The organism is Polynucleobacter sp. MWH-UH24A (assembly GCF_018687475.1).
Classification (GTDB): domain Bacteria; phylum Pseudomonadota; class Gammaproteobacteria; order Burkholderiales; family Burkholderiaceae; genus Polynucleobacter.
On sequence record NZ_CP061292.1, the window covers coordinates 202,398 to 219,446 of the forward strand.

The 17,049-nt window shown below is 47.7% G+C and carries 19 protein-coding genes and 1 pseudogene; 9 read left to right on the plus strand and 11 right to left on the minus strand.

The window, feature by feature from the left end:
* Positions 1–24: 24 nt before the first annotated feature.
* Together ICV32_RS01085 and ICV32_RS01090 are read left to right on the plus strand one after the other, a co-directional pair.
* Positions 25–252 (plus strand): hypothetical protein, encoded by a 228-nt coding sequence (locus ICV32_RS01085; RefSeq protein WP_215371163.1) that lies wholly within the window; start codon positions 25–27, stop codon positions 250–252.
* A gap of 25 nt (positions 253–277) precedes the next feature.
* The gene (locus tag ICV32_RS01090; protein ID WP_215371166.1) at positions 278–664 is read left to right on the plus strand and encodes a histone; all 387 of its coding nucleotides are present in this window, start codon (positions 278–280) and stop codon (positions 662–664) included.
* Between the two features lie 61 nt (positions 665–725).
* On the opposite strand, the gene ICV32_RS01095 is transcribed toward ICV32_RS01090, so the two are convergent.
* The 7 genes and pseudogenes from ICV32_RS01095 to ICV32_RS01120 form a co-directional block, all read right to left on the minus strand.
* The gene (locus ICV32_RS01095) at positions 726–1,682 is read right to left on the minus strand and encodes a carbohydrate kinase family protein (RefSeq protein ID WP_215371168.1); all 957 of its coding nucleotides are present in this window, start codon (positions 1,680–1,682) and stop codon (positions 726–728) included.
* A gap of 8 nt (positions 1,683–1,690) precedes the next feature.
* Positions 1,691–2,356, minus strand: a complete 666-nt coding sequence (locus ICV32_RS10065; RefSeq protein WP_371817071.1) for a DUF3426 domain-containing protein — start codon at positions 2,354–2,356, stop codon at positions 1,691–1,693.
* A pseudogene (prmA, locus tag ICV32_RS10020) lies at positions 2,357–3,280 on the minus strand (50S ribosomal protein L11 methyltransferase); the annotation flags it as partial.
* Positions 3,281–3,294: 14 nt separating this feature from the next.
* Positions 3,295–4,662: an acetyl-CoA carboxylase biotin carboxylase subunit gene (accC, locus tag ICV32_RS01105; RefSeq protein WP_215371173.1), complete on the minus strand. Its 1,368-nt coding sequence runs from the start codon at positions 4,660–4,662 to the stop codon at positions 3,295–3,297.
* Between the two features lie 5 nt (positions 4,663–4,667).
* A complete protein-coding gene (gene accB, locus ICV32_RS01110; RefSeq protein WP_371817062.1) occupies positions 4,668–5,210 on the minus strand; it encodes an acetyl-CoA carboxylase biotin carboxyl carrier protein in 543 nt (180 codons plus the stop codon).
* Complete coding sequence (gene aroQ, locus ICV32_RS01115; RefSeq protein WP_215371179.1) at positions 5,164–5,625, minus strand: type II 3-dehydroquinate dehydratase; 462 nt, start codon at positions 5,623–5,625, stop codon at positions 5,164–5,166. Before aroQ ends, accB begins: the two co-directional genes overlap by 47 nt.
* Positions 5,626–5,806: 181 nt before the next feature.
* Entirely contained in the window at positions 5,807–6,334 is a 528-nt protein-coding gene (locus ICV32_RS01120) for a TlpA disulfide reductase family protein (protein WP_215371181.1), read from the minus strand.
* Positions 6,335–6,359: 25 nt separating this feature from the next.
* Here ICV32_RS01120 and mpl point away from each other — a divergent pair, with 25 nt between their 5' ends.
* The 6 genes from mpl to mtgA are packed head-to-tail and all read left to right on the plus strand — an operon-like array spanning position 6,360 to position 12,972.
* Entirely contained in the window at positions 6,360–7,769 is a 1,410-nt protein-coding gene (gene mpl, locus ICV32_RS01125) for a UDP-N-acetylmuramate:L-alanyl-gamma-D-glutamyl-meso-diaminopimelate ligase (protein ID WP_215371184.1), read from the plus strand.
* Between the two features lie 14 nt (positions 7,770–7,783).
* Positions 7,784–8,512: a beta-ketoacyl-ACP reductase gene (locus tag ICV32_RS01130; protein WP_215371187.1), complete on the plus strand. Its 729-nt coding sequence runs from the start codon at positions 7,784–7,786 to the stop codon at positions 8,510–8,512.
* Positions 8,512–10,506, plus strand: a complete 1,995-nt coding sequence (locus ICV32_RS01135; protein ID WP_215371190.1) for a ribonuclease catalytic domain-containing protein — start codon at positions 8,512–8,514, stop codon at positions 10,504–10,506. The genes ICV32_RS01130 and ICV32_RS01135 overlap by 1 nt, the downstream gene beginning before the upstream one ends.
* Positions 10,503–11,369 (plus strand): energy transducer TonB, encoded by an 867-nt coding sequence (locus tag ICV32_RS01140; protein WP_215371193.1) that lies wholly within the window; start codon positions 10,503–10,505, stop codon positions 11,367–11,369. The genes ICV32_RS01135 and ICV32_RS01140 overlap by 4 nt, the downstream gene beginning before the upstream one ends.
* Positions 11,366–12,259, plus strand: coding sequence for a shikimate dehydrogenase (gene aroE, locus ICV32_RS01145; protein WP_215371196.1), 894 nt, complete (start codon positions 11,366–11,368; stop codon positions 12,257–12,259). Before ICV32_RS01140 ends, aroE begins: the two co-directional genes overlap by 4 nt.
* A 5-nt stretch (positions 12,260–12,264) precedes the next feature.
* Positions 12,265–12,972 carry a monofunctional biosynthetic peptidoglycan transglycosylase gene (gene mtgA, locus ICV32_RS01150; RefSeq protein WP_215371199.1) on the plus strand — a complete coding sequence of 236 codons (708 nt, stop codon included), beginning with the start codon at positions 12,265–12,267 and terminating at the stop codon, positions 12,970–12,972.
* Positions 12,973–12,990: 18 nt separating this feature from the next.
* Here the strand turns inward: mtgA and pyrF are convergent, their stop codons facing one another.
* Positions 12,991–13,848 (minus strand): orotidine-5'-phosphate decarboxylase, encoded by an 858-nt coding sequence (gene pyrF, locus ICV32_RS01155; RefSeq protein WP_215371202.1) that lies wholly within the window; start codon positions 13,846–13,848, stop codon positions 12,991–12,993.
* A 40-nt stretch (positions 13,849–13,888) separates the two neighbouring features.
* On the opposite strand from pyrF, the gene corA reads away from it, so the two are divergent.
* A complete protein-coding gene (corA, locus tag ICV32_RS01160) occupies positions 13,889–14,860 on the plus strand; it encodes a magnesium/cobalt transporter CorA (RefSeq protein WP_108507748.1) in 972 nt (323 codons plus the stop codon).
* Here the strand turns inward: corA and ICV32_RS01165 are convergent.
* The 3 genes from ICV32_RS01165 to thiL are packed head-to-tail and all read right to left on the minus strand — an operon-like array spanning position 14,857 to position 16,967.
* Positions 14,857–15,366: a CinA family protein gene (locus ICV32_RS01165; RefSeq protein ID WP_215371205.1), complete on the minus strand. Its 510-nt coding sequence runs from the start codon at positions 15,364–15,366 to the stop codon at positions 14,857–14,859. The two genes, corA and ICV32_RS01165, sit on opposite strands and share 4 nt — an antisense overlap.
* The gene (locus ICV32_RS01170) at positions 15,363–15,911 is read right to left on the minus strand and encodes a phosphatidylglycerophosphatase A (RefSeq protein WP_215371207.1); all 549 of its coding nucleotides are present in this window, start codon (positions 15,909–15,911) and stop codon (positions 15,363–15,365) included. The genes ICV32_RS01165 and ICV32_RS01170 overlap by 4 nt, the downstream gene beginning before the upstream one ends.
* On the minus strand, positions 15,912–16,967 hold the full coding sequence (gene thiL, locus ICV32_RS01175; RefSeq protein ID WP_215371210.1) for a thiamine-phosphate kinase: 1,056 nt from the start codon (positions 16,965–16,967) through the stop codon (positions 15,912–15,914).
* Positions 16,968–17,049 lie beyond the last annotated feature (82 nt).

The window sequence follows — 17,049 nt, forward strand, 5'->3', positions numbered from 1 at the left end:
TGTAGTCACTTGAAACTGGCAAAAATGCGAAAACCCTTGCAACAGGGTGACCGGGCCTTCTTCCCAATTTTTTCTACCCTCTTTGAAAAGCTGCTTCCCGCAAGGGCCGCAGCTTTTTTTCCAGGATTCATTAGCGTGCAGCACCCTGTAGTAAGCCGTGCGCCGATGAATAGCTCGCTCGTTTCCCATGGTGCACCGCAAGGCGCAGCTTGGAGTCATGGTCGGGTTTTCTTAATCAGTAGTTTGTTCTAATCCTCACACGTGAAGGAGAATCACTATGGCAATCGCCAAAAAGAAGTCTGCTGCAAAGAAACCAGCTGCTAAGAAAAAAGTAGCTGCTAAGAAACCAGCTGCCAAAAAAGCAGCGAAGAAGCGCCCAGCTGCCAAAAAAGCAGCGAAGCGCCCAGCTGCCAAAAAAGCAGCGAAGAAGCCTGCCGCTAAAAAAGCTGCTAAGAAAAAAGTAGCCAAAAAGCGTCCTGCTGCTAAAAAGAAAAAAGCTGCCAAGAAAAAGCCTGCTAAAAAAGCAGCTAAGAAAAGGCCTGCTGCCAAGAAGAAAGGGGCTTCTGTAAAAAAGCCCGCGGCTAAGCCCGCCGTTGCTGCTCCAACGCAAACTGCGTTGAATCCGGCTGCGGCTTGGCCATTTCCTACAGGCAGCCGTCCCTAAGCGTCAGCTTGGTGGATAGTTGAAGTAGTCTGGATGGGGTCCTTCGGGACCCCATTTTTATTTAGAGGGTAATAGCCGTCCCAAAAGCAGCTTTGAAGCGATCGCTAATTTCAGCGCGCGTTGGTTGATGGTTTTGGGGGCCTTGGTGAGCGATTTTGATCGATCCCATGAGGCTCGCTAAGCGTCCAGTCGTCTCCCAGTCCAAACCTTTTTCAAGACCGTATAGTAGACCACCCCGAAATGCATCTCCGCAACCGGTTGGGTCGGCGATTTTCTCAGCCGGGACTGCAGGAATGTCAATCACCTTGCCTTGCGCATGAATTTGAGCTCCTTGAGCTCCTTTAGTAACGATTAGCGCCTCAAGTCGATTGGCAAGCTCGTGAAGCGATAAACCGGTGCGTTGGCAAAGCATTTCACCCTCATAGTCATTTACAGCAACATAGGTGGCGAGATCTACAAGCTCGAGAAGCTCTTGACCATTAAACATTGGTAGCCCCTGACCTGGATCGAAAATGAATGGAATCTTGGCCTGCGAAAATTGATGGCAGTGTTCCCACATACCAATTCGACCATCTGGAGCGACGATGCCAATGTGTCGATCGTTATTCGACAGATGGGCCATACAGTCGCCTACTCGATTAGTGTGGGAATCATTCATCGCTCCAGGATGAAATGCAGTAATTTGATTGTTTGCAAGATCGGTAGTAATCATCGCTTGAGCTGTGAAGGCCTGATCCAGCTTCTTAATGAACTGGCGACTTATTCCTAGCCTCTCGAGGTGGGAGAGGTAAGGATCTGCATCCGCTCCCACTGTTGCCATGATGAGAGGTTTGCCGCCGAGGAGTTGGAGGTTATAGCCAATGTTCCCGGCGCACCCCCCAAACTCTCTACGCATGCTGGGAACCAAAAAAGCGACATTCAGAATATGAATTTGTTCAGGAAGAATTTGATCTTGAAAACGACCCTCAAAGGTCATGATCGTGTCATACGCAATGGAGCCACAAATAATACTTGCCATAAAGTTCTCTAAAGGGATGGTGGTTGAGTGAAAGAGGGATATGCTACACGTAAGCGATAGCCTGCCGTATTGGCAGGAAGTCGCAGGGGAATAGAAAGGTTAAATTGTTCCTTGGGCGGGGCCCCGGTTTGCTCAAAGTCAGGGTGAGCGTTTTGCCAGGTTTTTGGGAGCCATTCTCTGGGGCTCATCAGAATTTGAGTAATCGTATTTTCATCGGCATCGCTTAGTGTTAGTTCGAGATGGGGGATTGCAACAGAAATCAATAGGCGGTTTTGTAGCTCGATTTGCAAGATAGATTGCACTTCTTCCCCACGCTTCGCTTCATCCATACCAAGATTAGCAAGTTGAAAGCGCCAAGCTTTGAAATCGATTGCGGCAGCTCGAGCGCAAGGCAATACCTTACAAATTACCTGATCCATCGTTTGCATTAGCTCAAAGCCATGTAAGGCAATCGGGCTCGGGTTTTTATCTACACTGGGGGCCAAAAAATGCAAGATTGGGATACGCCAAAGACTCCATACAACGAAGCAGCTGATGGTAATAAATAGTCCAGTGGCAATAAAAAGCGCTTGCGGACGATGGCGATTAATCTTTGCAACAATAGTACCAGTAATTACGCGATTCGGTATTTCAGCATCCTCAATCAAGGGCGCATTCGAAATCTGATTTGGCATAGAGGCTGGTTTTTGACCATGCAGGCAAACCCAGCCCTCCGATACCCTCCAGATTGAGAGTGGAATATCGTTTTTATAGCAATCAATCACCTCTTGCGCTTGCCGCTCCAGGATGCCTGACAGAATTAGTTGCCCACCATCTTGAACGCGTGCGATTAGAGCAGGGGCTAAAACTTGCAAAGGGTTAGCCAAAATATTGGCAATCACAACATCAAAGAGCCCGGACCCAATCGCAACGTCGATATCGTCGGGCAGTTCAAACTCAATATCCGTTTGGTTTTGATTGGCATTCGCACGAGCCGATTCAATTGCCTGCGGGTCAATATCGGTACCAAAAACCGTTTGAAAGCCTAGTTTTTTGGCGGCAATTGCCAAAATTCCAGAACCACATCCATAATCCAATAGGTTTTGGCTTTTACAGATTCCACTGGCGCTATATTGCTCAAGCCATTCAAGGCATAGTCGAGTGGTGGGGTGGCTACCCGTTCCAAATGCAAGCCCTGGATCCATTGCTAGGCAGATTGCCTCTGGTGAAGAGGGTTTTGGGTGCCATGAGGGAACAATCCACATGCGCTCACCAATCGGAATGGGATCAAATTGATTTTGTGTCATGGACACCCAATCTTGATCCGCCACAATCGATTCAGTAGGGGTTTGAACGGCAAACCCAGCCTCTAATAAAGTGCTGGCGAGTTCTTCCTTATTTACTTCTTGGGTTTGATCAAAAAGTGCCTTAACAACGGATAAATCCCATGCTTGCACGTCTGGCGATAATCCTGGCTCGCCATACAAGGGGTTTTCATCATAGCCACCTGCCGTCGCATCTTCGACCGAAACCGACAGTGCCCCGAGTTCCATAAGGGCATCCCCCAAGGGTTCGGCAATTTCAGCAACAACCGTAAATTGGAACTCGCGGTACGGCATTGGCTCAGGAAAGCCTACTTCTCGCCACGAGTTGCGGATTGCTCCTCAAGGCGCTGTTCAAGGTAATGAATGCTAGTACCCCCCTCAACAAATTTTGCGTCGAGCATTAGCTCACGATGTAGGGGTACATTGGTCAAAATGCCATCAATCACCATTTCGGAGAGGGCAATACGCATTCGACGAATTGCCTGTTCACGAGTTGCTCCATAAGCAATTAATTTGCCAATCATGGAGTCGTAGTTCGGGGGCACTAAATATCCGCTGTAAGCATGGGAATCGACGCGGATGCCCGGGCCTCCAGGCATATGCCATGACTGAATTCGACCGGGGCTTGGCGTGAACTTAAAGGGGTCCTCGGCATTTAAGCGGCATTCAATAGCATGGCCTTTAAAGACGATATCGCGTTGCCGAAAGCCCAACTTTTGACCGGCCGCAATTTTGATTTGTTCTTGAACAATATCAATGCCGGTAATCATCTCCGTGACGGGATGCTCGACTTGAACGCGGGTGTTCATTTCAATAAAGAAGAACTCACCCTTTTCGTAGAGAAACTCAAAGGTACCAGCGCCACGGTAAGCAATTTTTTTGCATGCATCGGCACAACGCTCTCCAATTTTGGCAATCAATTTACGATCAATGCCTGGGGCCGGCGCTTCTTCAATCACTTTCTGGTGGCGACGCTGCATGGAGCAATCACGCTCACCCAACCAAACTGCGTTGCCATGGGTATCGGCCAAGATTTGGATCTCCACGTGTCTGGGGCGCTCAAGGAATTTCTCCATATAGACTTCGGGGTTACCAAAGGCACGGCCTGCTTCCTCGCGGGTCATATTCACGGCACTGATGAGGGCTGCTTCCGTATGAACAACACGCATACCGCGCCCACCACCACCACCTGCTGCTTTGATGATCACCGGGTAGCCTACACGCTTGGCGGTCGCCAAAATTTCTTTTGGATTATCAGTGGGCAAAGCTCCGGCAGAACCGGGTACGCAGGGAACGCCCGCTTTAATCATGGCATTTTTTGCTGAAACCTTATCGCCCATCAGGCGGATGGACTCCGGTCTTGGGCCAATAAAAGCAAATCCTGATTTTTCAACACGCTCAGCAAAATCGGCATTTTCTGAGAGAAATCCATAGCCAGGATGAATCGCCTCAGCATCGGTCACTTCAGCCGCTGAAATAATCGCCGGCATATTAAGGTAACTTTGTGTTGAAGGTGCTGGCCCAATACATACCGCCTCATCAGCGAGCTTTACATATTTTGCGTCTTTATCTGCTGTGGAATACACCACCACGGTTTTAATTCCAAGCTCTCTGCAGGCTCGTTGAATTCGCAGGGCAATTTCGCCACGATTGGCGATTAGTATTTTGTCAAACATGGCGATTAGGCGATGATGAACAGCGGTTGATCAAACTCAACGCCTTGACCGTTCTCACACAAGATTTGTTTAATTACCCCGGCTTTTTCGGACTCAATCTCATTGAGAAGCTTCATCGCTTCGATGATGCAGAGGGTTTGGCCGACTGTTACGGTATCGCCTACATTCACGAAAGCGGGCGCCTCTGGATTGGGGGAGCGATAAAAGGTTCCAACCATTGGAGACTTTTGCACAAAACCCTCAGGCGCTGAACTGACTTCTGGGGCAGCGGCAGAAGCAGAAGCTATTGGAATTTCCTGTTGGATCGGCGCTGGTATGACCATAGTATTCATGGGCGTTGCTGCAGGAGCGTTTGTAACGGAGCCAGAATGTCGCGCATTCACAATCTTGACTTTATCTTCTCCTTCGCTCACTTCGAGTTCGGAGATTCCGGATTCGGAGACCAAGTCGATGAGGGTTTTTAGTTTACGTAAGTCCATGCCAAACCTCGTTGTAATGTTTTTAATGAGAAGCCAGTTTGTTCTGAATGGCTGCAAAAGCCAATTCATAACCTTGGGCACCTAGACCACAAATAACGCCCATGGCTAGATCTGAAAAATAGGAATGTTTGCGAAACTCTTCACGTTGGTGAATATTGGAGAGGTGTACTTCAATGAATGGGATTGCTACACCAGCTAAGGCATCCCGTAGAGCAACGCTCGTGTGGGTAAATCCGCCTGGGTTAATAATGATGAAACCAATGCCGTCCTTTTTGGCTTTCTGAACACGGTCAATCAGCTCACCCTCGTGATTGCTCTGAAAGGTCTCGAGCAAAATCCCAGCATCTTTAGCGAGCATGCCCATGCGACGAGTGATGTCCTCAAGGGTTGTTTTCCCATAAACTTCGGGCTCTCTGGTTCCTAAAAGGTTTAAATTAGGCCCATTGAGAAGTAAAACAGAGGAATTTGAATGGCTAGTAGGCATAGATCGCTACAGTTATTGAAAAATATCGATTAATTTGGCGATAAATCAGGAAAATTAACGTAAGAAGCAGTATACCCCCTGATACCCTGAATTCCTAGAAATTAGCTATTTTTTTAAGAATTTGATTAAAAATAGTAGTGAAGCATGCGAAGAATTTACATTTAAAATGAATTAAAGTCAGCTAAATTGCCTCTTTAATTAACTTTCTTAGCTCATCTTCGCTAATCTTGCCTAATTTTCTACCAGTGATATTTCCCTTGGCATTAATAATCACAGTAAAGGGTAGGGCGCCAGATGGGTTCCCCAGCATTTTATTGATGTCATTGCCGCCAAGACCACCCAAAATGATTGGGTAGGAAATAATGGTAGTTTCAATAAATTGACGAATGTTAGATGGTGAATCAATACCGATGCCGACAATTAGCATCTTTTTAGGGTCATATTCCCCTTGAATTTTGTCCAAAGCGGGCATTTCTTCAACACAGGGTGGACACCAAGATGCCCAAAAATTGACGACTAAAACCTTATTCTTCCAATCTTGGGTCGATATTGGCTTTTGGTCAGGAGAAAACCACTCCCGATCAAAAAGGGCTTTCACAGCATCTTGCGAAGCGGATTGCAAGGCAGTTCTGCGATTAGCAAAAAAAGCACCAGTTACGGCAGCAACAATCGCTACTCCGCTTGCAATTAGAAAATGACGACGGTTCATGGCTCTCCTTGGCTAAAATCCTCGCATGCATATTCATATCTTGGGCATTTGTGGCACCTTCATGGGTGGAATCGCGGCAATTGCCAGACAGGCCGGTCATGAGGTAACCGGTTGCGACGCGAATGTGTACCCACCAATGAGCACGCAACTTGAAGCACAAGGTATTCAATTAATCGAAGGATACTCTCCCGATCAACTCCGTGAATTTAAATCGAAACCGGATTTATTTCTAATTGGTAATGTCATTTCAAGGGGAAATTCTCTTCTTGAGGAAATTCTGAATCAAGGCTTGCCCTATACCTCAGGACCCCAATGGTTGGGAGAGCAGGTGTTATCGGGTAGACATGTCCTTGCGGTCGCCGGAACGCATGGTAAGACCACAACGACAGCTATGTTGACCTGGATCTTGGAGCGAAATCAACGTAAACCTGGATATTTAATTGGTGGTGTGCCGTTGAATTTTTCCGTTTCGGCTCGCTTGGGCGAGGGGCGCTATTTTGTGATTGAGGCCGATGAGTACGACACCGCCCTTTTTGATAAGCGCAGTAAGTTCGTGCACTATCGGCCACGAACCGCAGTTTTGAATAACCTCGAATTTGATCATGCCGATATTTTTACTGACTTAGCGGCGATCGAAACCCAATTTCATCATTTAGTTCGAACCATTCCGCAAACAGGCCTGGTACTTGCTAACGACTCACAGGAGTCATTGGATCGTGTGATTGAGCGCGGCTTGTGGTCTCCTTTGGAGCGTTTTGGTTTTGGTGACTGCGATTGGTCATTTGAGGATTTAGAAAACATAGATGGCAAAGGCGGAGCTGATTTTTCAGTTCTTTATCAGGGTAAGAAATGTGCGGAAGTTCATTGGGCAAGGCATTCGGGTGTGATGGGTGTTCATAATCAACTTAATGCATTGGCAGCGATTGCAGCTGCTCACCATATCGGAATTACCCCAGAAGAATCCGCCCTTGCTTTGGCGGAATTTAAAAACGTCAAGCGACGTTTGGAACTTATTGGCGAAAAGAATCGGATTTCTGTTTACGACGATTTTGCCCATCATCCTACGGCAATCGCTACCACCATTGATGGATTGCGTAAACAAATTGGTCAGGCGCGAATTCTGGCGGTGCTTGAGCCACGATCAAACACCATGAAGCTTGGTGTTATGAAGTCTCAGCTTCCAGATAGCTTAAATCAAGCTGATTTGGTGTTTGCTTACGGAGCGGTCAGTGGCAAAGATGCTTTAGGTTGGGACTTGCAAGAGGCGATCGCGCCTTTGGGTTCGAAAGCGAAAAGTTTTCATGATCTTGGGCGTTTAGTCGAGGCAGTATGTAGCGAAGCCAAACCCCACGATCATGTTTTAGTGATGAGTAATGGCGGCTTTGGCGGCGTTCATCAAAAAATTTTGGCTCGCTTAGAGCACCTTAATCCCTAATTAGAGGAATTAGTATGCGTTTACGTAATAAAGTTGCACTTATCACCGGAGCAGCCAAAGGAATTGGTTTTGCAACTGCTAAAAGGTTCACCGAGGAGGGTGCCAAGGTCATGTTGGCAGACCTAAATGAAGGTGCGGTAATGGAAGCGGTGGGCCAACTCAAAAATGCCGAACCGTATGTATTGAATGTTACCGATCGAGCCAGTATTCAGCGTGCAGTGGACGCCATCATCGCTAAACATCAACGCATTGACATATTGATTAATAACGCCGGCATTACTCAAGATGCGCGTTTAGTGAAAATGACCGAGGAGCAATTTGATGCAGTGATTGATGTCAATCTTAAGGGCGTCTTTAATTGCACCCAATTAGTTGTTCCTCATATGCTAGAGGCAAAAAAGGGGGCTATCGTCAATGCTTCGAGTGTGGTTGGTATCTATGGTAATTTTGGACAAACCAATTACTCTGCGACTAAATTTGGCGTAATTGGATTTACTAAAACCTGGGCCCGTGAATTTGGACAAAAAGGCATTCGGGTGAATGCGGTGTGTCCTGGATTCATTGCGACTGAGATGGTCAAGGCGATGCCTGAAAACATATTGCAAAGCATTGAGCAGCGCTCGTGGATGGCTCGCTTGGGTACACCAGAAGAAATGGCGAACGTATACCTGTTCCTAGCAAGCGACGAAGCCAGTTATGTCAATGGCGTCACCATTGAGGCAAGTGGCGGGATTTCGCTTTAATGCAATTACTGCATGAGGAGGGTGGTGAGCTACGTATTGCCACAGTCTTATCGTCTTCAGGTGCTGGAGATACGCAGTCATGGCAAGCAAGCGCTTTATCGGGTAAGCATCTCAAGCTAAAGTCAAAAGAAGTTTGGCTTCAATTTGAAGCCACTAATCCCCAAGCAGTTCTTGAGGAGGCTCATGGTATTGCTGCAACAATTGATTTGCAGTTGTTATGGGATTGCGCGTCTGATCACGAATTTGCATTTCAGGTGATTGCTAAAGAGTATTTTGGAGATACCATTAGCACGCCTCAATTGATCGGCTTAGCAATTGCATTGCAAGGAGCTCCTGTTTACTTTCGACGTAAAGGGCGCGGTGCCTTTATGCGGGCGCCATTTGAGCAGCTGCAAGCGGGACTAGCGGCAATCGAACGCAAGCAAAGAGAGCTTTTGCAACAAGAGGTATGGCAGTCGGAGCTAATCGAAGGAAAGCTGCCAGATGCCTTATCCACGCAGGTGAACAGTTTGCTGTTTCATCCTGATAAAAATAGTTTGGCATACAAAGCCTTTCATGGGGCGTGTGAGCAAACTGGAGAACACCCAGCGCGTTTACTAATGCGCTGCGGTGCTTTGGATTCCCCGCTGTCTTACCATCATGGCCAATTTATACAAGCGCATTTTCCAAAAGGAGAGGGCTTTGCAAGTGATTTTCGGTTTACTAACGCAGAGTTTGAAAAGGCCATTGCCGGTTTGCCAACTGCGCAAGTTAAGGCGTTTTCAATTGATGACGTCGGCACAACCGAAATCGATGACACCTTGTCATTAACGCCTATCGGTGATGGTCTTTATCGATTGGGTATACATATTGCCGCACCCGGTTTATTGATTCAAAAGGGAGATCGTTTTGATCAGGTCGCGCGCGAGCGGATGTCAACGGTTTATTTCCCAGGTGACAAAATTACGATGTTGCCAGAGCAATTTGTTGAGTACTTTTCACTCGATGCTGGTTCGGCACGTCCGGCTGTCTCCTTGTATATTGAGATCGATGCTCTAGGGCATCGAACCCAGACCCCCCCGCAAAGCGCACTGGAGTTGGTGCCCATTGATACCAATCTTCGCTTAGACGATTGGGAACCACTAGTCGACGAGGCCTTCTTGGCCCAAGAAAACTCATCATTGCCGCATCACGAAGCACTGACTCGACTGTGGTTTTTAGCTCAGAATGAACATCAGAAACGCCAAGAGCAGCGGGTTAAAGATGGCTTGCGGGCTGAAGTTTTGGGTCAAGCCGATCCAAATGCTTTGATCCGTGATTTCAATTTCAAGATCACATCACCAACGAATGAAATTGTGATCGAGCCTCGTATTCGAGGTTCGATTTTAGATACCATCGTGGCCGAGTGCATGATCTTATGCAATCGAATTTGGGGGCAGGCGCTGGCTGAGCATGGCTTACCAGCTTTATTTCGGATCCAAAAAGGCTGGGGAGCAATGCGTACGCGCATGCAAACCACCCCCGGCCCTCATGAAGGCTTAGGGGTTGAGTGTTATGCATGGTGCACGTCGCCTCTGCGTCGTTATGCGGATCTTGTGAATCAATGGCAATTGATTGCCATGATTCGAAATGGGGTTACTGCCAAGATGACAGCCCCATTTCCTCCCAAAGATTCTGAGATCATGGGGATTGCTGCCGATTTTGACGCAGTGTATTTGCAGTACGGCGAGTACCAGTCTCGTATGGAACGTTATTGGTGCCTACGCTGGTTGGCGCAGGCTGGCTTACCCCATTCAATTTATGCGCGTCATTTGAAAGAGGGCATGGCGCGAATTGAGCCCATTCCCTTTCATTTGCCTATCCCTGAATTAGCTGGTCATCCCCGTCTTACCCGCGCTAAGATCGAGATCATGGAAATTGATCTGTTGGACCTAGCCGCCAAAGCACGTGTAATCGAGCTTGAGGCTAACACTAGCGATACGAGTACTGGGGCAGAGGGAGATTTGCCAGAATGAGATTAGCGCTTCACCCGTTTGTGGTGTGTCGGTCAATTAAGCCGCTATGGATTGCATTGGCTATTTCATTATTGATTCATCTTGCTCTTATGAGTCAGCGTTGGTTCAATGCGCCTGAAGTAGATCGTCGCTTAAATACTCCACTTAGCGTTGTATTAGTAAATGCGTCTAGACCCACTCCGCCTCAAAATGCGCAGAAGCTGGCACAAGCCAATTTGGATGGTGGTGGCTTAACCATCCGGGAAGATGCGAGTGCGATGCATCGCGCTCACTTAGGGGCCGATGCTAAGTTAGAGGCACTCGAGAAGCGCCAAAAACAATTGTTATCGAAGTTAGATGCCGAGAAAAAGCAGGCAACTCGATCGCGATCGGGCGATGAGTCAAAACCGTTCTCCCAGACCAATGCATTAGAGGCCGAGCTCGCTAGGCGACTTAGTCCCGAGGGACGCCTTCCGCGTCGAGTTGCGCTGAGCGGGAGTAGTACGAAAACGGTTGCATTTGCCTATTACTATGACGGAATGCGTCAAAAGATTGAAGCCTATGGCAACACTTTTTTTCCTCGTGTTCAGGGACGGCCGTTGTACGGTAGCTTAGTGCTTACGGTGAGCGTTGATGCCGAGGGTCGGATTACCAATAATGTTAAAGGCCGCGAAGGAATTGAGGTGAGTCGCTCTTCAGGCATCCCCGAGCTTGATCGTCAAGCGGTCGCGATTGTGCGCGCTGCTGCTCCGTTTGGGCCTTTTCCGAGTGAAATGCGTCAGAAAATTGATATTTTGGATTGGGTTTCGACCTTTGAATTCGCGCGCGATTTGAATGAGCAATCAGGTAACCGTCTTGAATTAAGAAACGGCTCCAAACCATGAACCACTATCCATTTTTGACGACGCTTGAGCCAAGTCTCTTTGCTCGGAAACAAACATATGCTGTATTTGGTCATCCAATTGGGCATAGTAAGTCACCCCTAATTCATGAGCAGTTTGCTATGCAAATTCAGCGTGATATTAAGTATTTACGAATTCAACCGTCGCTTGATGGTTTTGCAGCAATGCTTACCCAATTTTTTGCTCTGGGTGGTCAAGGGGCAAATATTACGATCCCATTTAAGCTCAATGCATATCAGCTATGTCAGCAATTGAGTTCGCGTGCTCGGCTAGCGGGTGCTGTCAATACGGTCTGGCAAGATGAGGGGGTGCTCTGCGGTGATAACACCGATGGAGCTGGATTGGTGGCCGATCTTCTTTCTCAAGGCGTGGCCATCAACAAAGCGGATGTCCTTATTCTGGGGGCTGGTGGCGCAAGCCGTGGCATCGTTGAACCCCTGCTGACCCAAAGGCCAAAACGGCTTTGGATTGCCAATCGGACTTCTCAAAAAGCCGATGAGCTCGTTTTGTTATTTCAGTCTCTGGCAACTGAGCATGGCGTTGAATTGATTGCCAGCAGCAATGTTCAGTTCGAAGAAAATACACCTTCATTTTCGCTTGTGATTAATGCCAGTGCGGCTGGTCTTGATGATCAAAGTCCTTTAAGCGAATTGGCCGCGGATCATGTTTTTTGTACCGGCGGTTTTGCCTATGATTTGGTGTATGGCAAGACCACAGTATTTATGGAACAGGCCTTGCAGCGTGACTGTCGAATCAGTGATGGTTTGGGAATGTTAGTTGAACAAGCTGCTATTGCATTTTGTCAATGGCACCGGGTGGGTATCGAGCGCTTAGATACCCGGGCTGTTATCGCGCAGTTGCGCCACGTGTAAGCATCATGTCATGGGCGATGTATTTCCTCAAATGCATGGCATTGGGAGTGGTCGGTTTACAACTTTACTTTGTGATTCAGATTGGCCTATGGGCATTCATTAATCCAAGCAGTACCGCATTTCAGAGGGCTGAACGTTGGCGTATCTGTCACTTGAGCTTGACCTGCCCAATTCAGCATCGCTGGGTTTCATATGCACAGATTAGCAATGATTTAAAGCGAGCAATACTAGTGAGCGAAGACGACATCTTCTTTAAGCACAACGGTGTGCGTATCGATGATATGCAAAAAGCGTGGGAGCGCAATCAAAAAGGCGGCAGTAAAGTCGTGCGTGGAGGCTCCACGATCACACAGCAATTGGCTAAGAATTTATTTCTTTCTTCAGAAAAAAACTATCTACGCAAAGCGCAAGAGCTGGTTATTACCGGTCTTTTAGAGTTGATGCTCTCCAAAGAACGCATTCTTGAAATCTATATGAACTCCGTTGAATGGGGCGAAGGAATTTTTGGAATCGGTGCCGCAAGCTCTCATTACTATGTAGCTAATCCAAAAAATATCAGTCGTGAACAAGCGGCTAACTTGGCATCCGCTCTGCCAGCCCCGAAGTGTTTTGATAAAAGCAAATATTGCAAACGCGGTAGTATTAACTTTGAAGTGCGACAACAATTTATCTTAGAGAATATGGACCGCGTGGTTTTACCTAAAAACCGTTAGCAATATAAAGCATCTTCTTTATTTGACTTGTGCAGACCGAATCGCATCGCGGGTTGCTATCGCTACTTTTCTGGCAGCATCCGCAAAATCTTCTTTAGCACTGGCATACAAAATCGCGCGCGATGAATTAATCATCATTCCCGTACCGGGTCGATTTGCCACTTGGCCCGCAGCAACCGTCGCTTTTATATCTCCACCTTGCGCCCCAATTCCAGGAATGAGTAAGGGCATATCGCCGACGATGGCTCGAACTCGAGTGATTTCTTGGGGGAAAGTGGCGCCCACCACAAGCGCGATTTGACCGGTTTGATCCATTTCTTTAGCAAGGATTGCAACGCGTTCAAAAATCGCCTGATTATCATCGGTCAGAAGGTTTTGGATATCCGATCCACCGGGATTAGAGGTGCGGCAGAGAATAATGACCCCTTTGCCAGGATGTTGAAGGTAGGGTTCGATCGAGTCTTTACCCATATACGGGTTGACTGTAACGGCATCGGCTCCATAGCGCTCAAAGGCTTCCAACGCGTAATGCTCTGCGGTACTACCAATATCCCCTCGTTTCGCATCCAAAATTACTGGGATCTGTGGGTAGTTTGTTTTGAGGTGGGCGACTAGCTCCTCCAATTGACTCTCTGCCCGTTGGGAGGAAAAGTACGCAAATTGTGGTTTAAATGCACACACTAGGTCGGCACAGGAATCGGCAATTTCTTTACAAAAGGTGAGGATGGCTTTGGGACTTTTACCTAAGCAGGGTGGAAAGCGCTCGGAGTCGGGGTCTAAGCCTAGGCACAGCATGCTGCCCTGGGACGCCCAAGCGGCCTCGACCTGATCCCGAAAGGATCCCGGATTTTTTGCCAAATGTAATGAACGATTCATAGTGCATAGGATAAACTAGCGCATTCGTCGGGAGTTCACCATGATCAACTTGTTCGTCCTACAAAACGGCCGTCTATCGCAAGAGCAAGTCGAAGATCGCAATGAACTACTCCAACACCACAATCCAATTTGGATTGATGTGATTGACCCTGAAGAGGAGGAGCTTCTTTGGATTAAAGAAGCTTTTGCAGTCCAACTCCCTGAGTTGGATGACCTTGGGGACTTGGAGGCGTCTGCACGCTATTTTGAGGCAGACGATGGGCATCTGCATATTCGTACCGATTTTTTGCTTGACGAAGAAGACACATCACGGAACGTGAGGGTTGCATTCGTTCTAACCAATCAGGTTTTGTTCTCAATCCATGATGAAGATTTACCAGTATTCCGACTCGTGCGATTACGGGCGCGTTTACGTCCAGGTTCGGTCAGTAATGCTAAGGATGTATTACTTGATTTGTATTCCACCGATGCTGAGTACTCTGCCGATGCGCTTGAAGAGGTCTATGAAAATCTCGAACGTGCGGGTAAGCGCGTTTTATCGGAAACCATTACCGATGCCGACGCTGCCGAGGTCCTTGAGACGATTGCTACCGAAGAGGATACCAATGGTCGTATTCGTCGTAATGTGATGGATACGCGGCGCGCACTATCATTTTTGATGCGCAGTAAGTTATTGTCCGACGAGCAGCAAGAAGAAGCACGTCAGATTTTGCGAGATATTGATTCGCTAGAAAATCATACGGCATTCTTATTTGACAAGATTAACTTCTTAATGGATGCCACGGTGGGTTTTATTAGCCTGAACCAAAGCAAAATTATTAAGATCTTCTCCGTGGTCTCGGTCGCCTTAATGCCCCCAACCTTGTTGGCCAGCGTCTGGGGTATGAACTTTGAATACATGCCAGAACTCAAAGAAACTTGGGGCTACCCACTGGCGATCATCAGCATGATTATTTCTGCAATGATTCCTCTGGGCTACTTCCGCCACAAAGGCTGGTTGAAGTCAAATTAGCGGGTGGCGCTTGGCGTGAATTGCGCGAGCAGTGACTGAATGGCGTAAATGCAGGCTTGCTCCCGTATGCTCTGACGGTCACCGCTTAACTGTTTTGTCTGCGAGCGAGTTTGAATTAAGTTGTTCTCCCGCCTTCCCCAGGCAAAGCAAACCATCCCTACTGGCTTATCAACGGTCCCACCACCAGGTCCCGCGATCCCAGTTATGGCAATGCTCACTTGGGCGCGACTATTTTTGAGGACGCCCTCAGCCATGGCTTTTGCAACTTCTTCGCTGACGGCCCCGTAGCGCTCAATGAGCGAATGCGCTACGCCAATACTCTCTTCCTTGGCTGCATTGCTATAGGTGACAAAGCCCCGCTCAAACCATTGACTTGATCCACTGAGATCGGTGAGGTGTGCAGCCAATAAGCCTCCAGTGCACGACTCAGCGAGAGCAATACTGAGCTTATTGGCTAGCAGTGTTTGTGCCAATTGTTGAACTAAAGAGATCATTGATGAATTCATGTGAGCCAGCGTATCCCAAGAATCACAATCAAAATTGTGAAAAGAGCAGCGATGAGATCATCAATCATGATGCCAAAACCGTATTTGATGAGATGCGACGGGTTGATATGTTCTTGATGGGTCCAGATTTTCTTAAAGTATTGGTCCACACGGCTAATGGGCCATGGTTTAGCAGCATCGAAAAACCGAAAGATTAAAAATGCAATCGCTTGCACTAAAAAATTTGTCGATCCAATCAATAATAGGATCCAACCAAATGCAATCACCTCATCCCAAACAATTGAGCTGTCATCGGGACGACCAAGGTCGTGGCTGCATTGACCGCAAGCCCATAGACCATAGAGCGATCCAATGCAAAGCAGAAGACATAATGCGGTCGTTGAAAGAACTGCGTTGAGGATCAAAAAGAGTCCCCAGGCAAACAGTGTTCCGGCAGTGCCTGGGGCAAGTGGAGAGAGCCCGCTACCAAAACCGATACCAAACACCCGATGCACAGATCCCAGCATCCAAGCAAATGATGGGGGGTGAGCTGAATTCATGAGCATCTAATCTCGAAAGTGATCAAAGGAACGTTGAAGTTCCTTAGTTTGTTCAGGGCTTAATGGCACGCCATCACTATTTTCGAGTATCAGTGAGTTTTCATCCTGAGATTTGATGATTTGCCCGATGCAGGTGAGAGGAAGTCCTAGCTCTACTGAAAGCTTTGTAATTTTTTCGTGCTGATTTGGATTTGTTGTGAAACAGAGCTCATAGTCATCCCCACCGGATGCTGCACATTGATACTGAATTGCTTGGGCTTGTCGACGCATTACTTGTGAGCGAGGCAGGGCATCGATGTTAATTTGGGCGCCCACATGGGAGGCCTCCAAAATGTGTCGTAAATCGCCCAATAATCCATCCGATATGTCCAAGGCTGATGTTGCAATTTCACGTAGGGCGATTCCAAGCGCGACTCGTGGTAAAGGCGAATGAAGTCGCTGATTGACTTGATCCAGATCTTTAGACTCGAGGTCGAACGACCATTCATTACGGTGATGAGCAAGTGCTAGGCGCGCGTCACCAAGCTCACCTGAGACCCAAATGGAGTCGCCAACCTGAGCGCCAGATCGCTTAATTGCTTGTCCACTTGGGATCACACCAAAAGCCGTGATGCTGATCGTCAATGGCCCTTGACACGTATCACCGCCAATTAGGTGGCAATCGAAGAGTTCGGCTAAGTCAAAGAGACCATTTGCAAATCCATGCAGCCATGCTTGCCTTTGTTTTGGTAAAGCAAGCGCCAAAGTAAATCCCGTGGGCTTAGCACCCATTGCGGCGAGATCCGATAAATTCACTGCAAGGGATTTTTTTCCGACAAGGTAAGGGTCGGCGTCTGCAAAAAAGTGCTGATCAGCTACTAACATATCGGTTGTGATTACCAGCTCTTCGTTTGGGCGAGATGCGACCAACGCTCCGTCATCACCAATACCTAGAAGCGGAGCATTTTGGGGCTCAGTTTGTATCATCTGATCCGCACGCGTCTTGAAAATATCGCGTATTAACTCAAATTCCCCGAGTTTGTGGGTATTTGATGGCGGGCTCTGAAGGAATTGTTTTGTCATCTTTGTATTGTAGGCGGGCTTTAGGGCCCCATTCTTGCAAGACCTGCCGTTTCAGAGGGCATTCAAAGGGCAGTCTTTAGAG

Excerpts from the sequence above, each read along its gene's own strand:
- ICV32_RS01085 (WP_215371163.1), top strand. The coding sequence starts at position 25 with ATGCGAAAACCCTTGCAACAGGGTGACCGGGCCTTCTTCCCAATTTTT.
- ICV32_RS01090 (WP_215371166.1), top strand. The coding sequence starts at position 278 with ATGGCAATCGCCAAAAAGAAGTCTGCTGCAAAGAAACCAGCTGCTAAG.
- ICV32_RS01095 (WP_215371168.1), bottom strand. The coding sequence starts at position 1,682 with ATGGCAAGTATTATTTGTGGCTCCATTGCGTATGACACGATCATGACC.
- ICV32_RS10065 (WP_371817071.1), bottom strand. The coding sequence starts at position 2,356 with ATGCCAAATCAGATTTCGAATGCGCCCTTGATTGAGGATGCTGAAATA.
- accC (WP_215371173.1), bottom strand. The coding sequence starts at position 4,662 with ATGTTTGACAAAATACTAATCGCCAATCGTGGCGAAATTGCCCTGCGA.
- accB (WP_371817062.1), bottom strand. The coding sequence starts at position 5,210 with ATGAATTGGCTTTTGCAGCCATTCAGAACAAACTGGCTTCTCATTAAA.
- aroQ (WP_215371179.1), bottom strand. The coding sequence starts at position 5,625 with ATGCCTACTAGCCATTCAAATTCCTCTGTTTTACTTCTCAATGGGCCT.
- ICV32_RS01120 (WP_215371181.1), bottom strand. The coding sequence starts at position 6,334 with ATGAACCGTCGTCATTTTCTAATTGCAAGCGGAGTAGCGATTGTTGCT.
- mpl (WP_215371184.1), top strand. The coding sequence starts at position 6,360 with ATGCATATTCATATCTTGGGCATTTGTGGCACCTTCATGGGTGGAATC.
- ICV32_RS01130 (WP_215371187.1), top strand. The coding sequence starts at position 7,784 with ATGCGTTTACGTAATAAAGTTGCACTTATCACCGGAGCAGCCAAAGGA.
- ICV32_RS01135 (WP_215371190.1), top strand. The coding sequence starts at position 8,512 with ATGCAATTACTGCATGAGGAGGGTGGTGAGCTACGTATTGCCACAGTC.
- ICV32_RS01140 (WP_215371193.1), top strand. The coding sequence starts at position 10,503 with ATGAGATTAGCGCTTCACCCGTTTGTGGTGTGTCGGTCAATTAAGCCG.
- aroE (WP_215371196.1), top strand. The coding sequence starts at position 11,366 with ATGAACCACTATCCATTTTTGACGACGCTTGAGCCAAGTCTCTTTGCT.
- mtgA (WP_215371199.1), top strand. The coding sequence starts at position 12,265 with ATGTCATGGGCGATGTATTTCCTCAAATGCATGGCATTGGGAGTGGTC.
- pyrF (WP_215371202.1), bottom strand. The coding sequence starts at position 13,848 with ATGAATCGTTCATTACATTTGGCAAAAAATCCGGGATCCTTTCGGGAT.
- corA (WP_108507748.1), top strand. The coding sequence starts at position 13,889 with ATGATCAACTTGTTCGTCCTACAAAACGGCCGTCTATCGCAAGAGCAA.
- ICV32_RS01165 (WP_215371205.1), bottom strand. The coding sequence starts at position 15,366 with ATGAATTCATCAATGATCTCTTTAGTTCAACAATTGGCACAAACACTG.
- ICV32_RS01170 (WP_215371207.1), bottom strand. The coding sequence starts at position 15,911 with ATGCTCATGAATTCAGCTCACCCCCCATCATTTGCTTGGATGCTGGGA.
- thiL (WP_215371210.1), bottom strand. The coding sequence starts at position 16,967 with ATGACAAAACAATTCCTTCAGAGCCCGCCATCAAATACCCACAAACTC.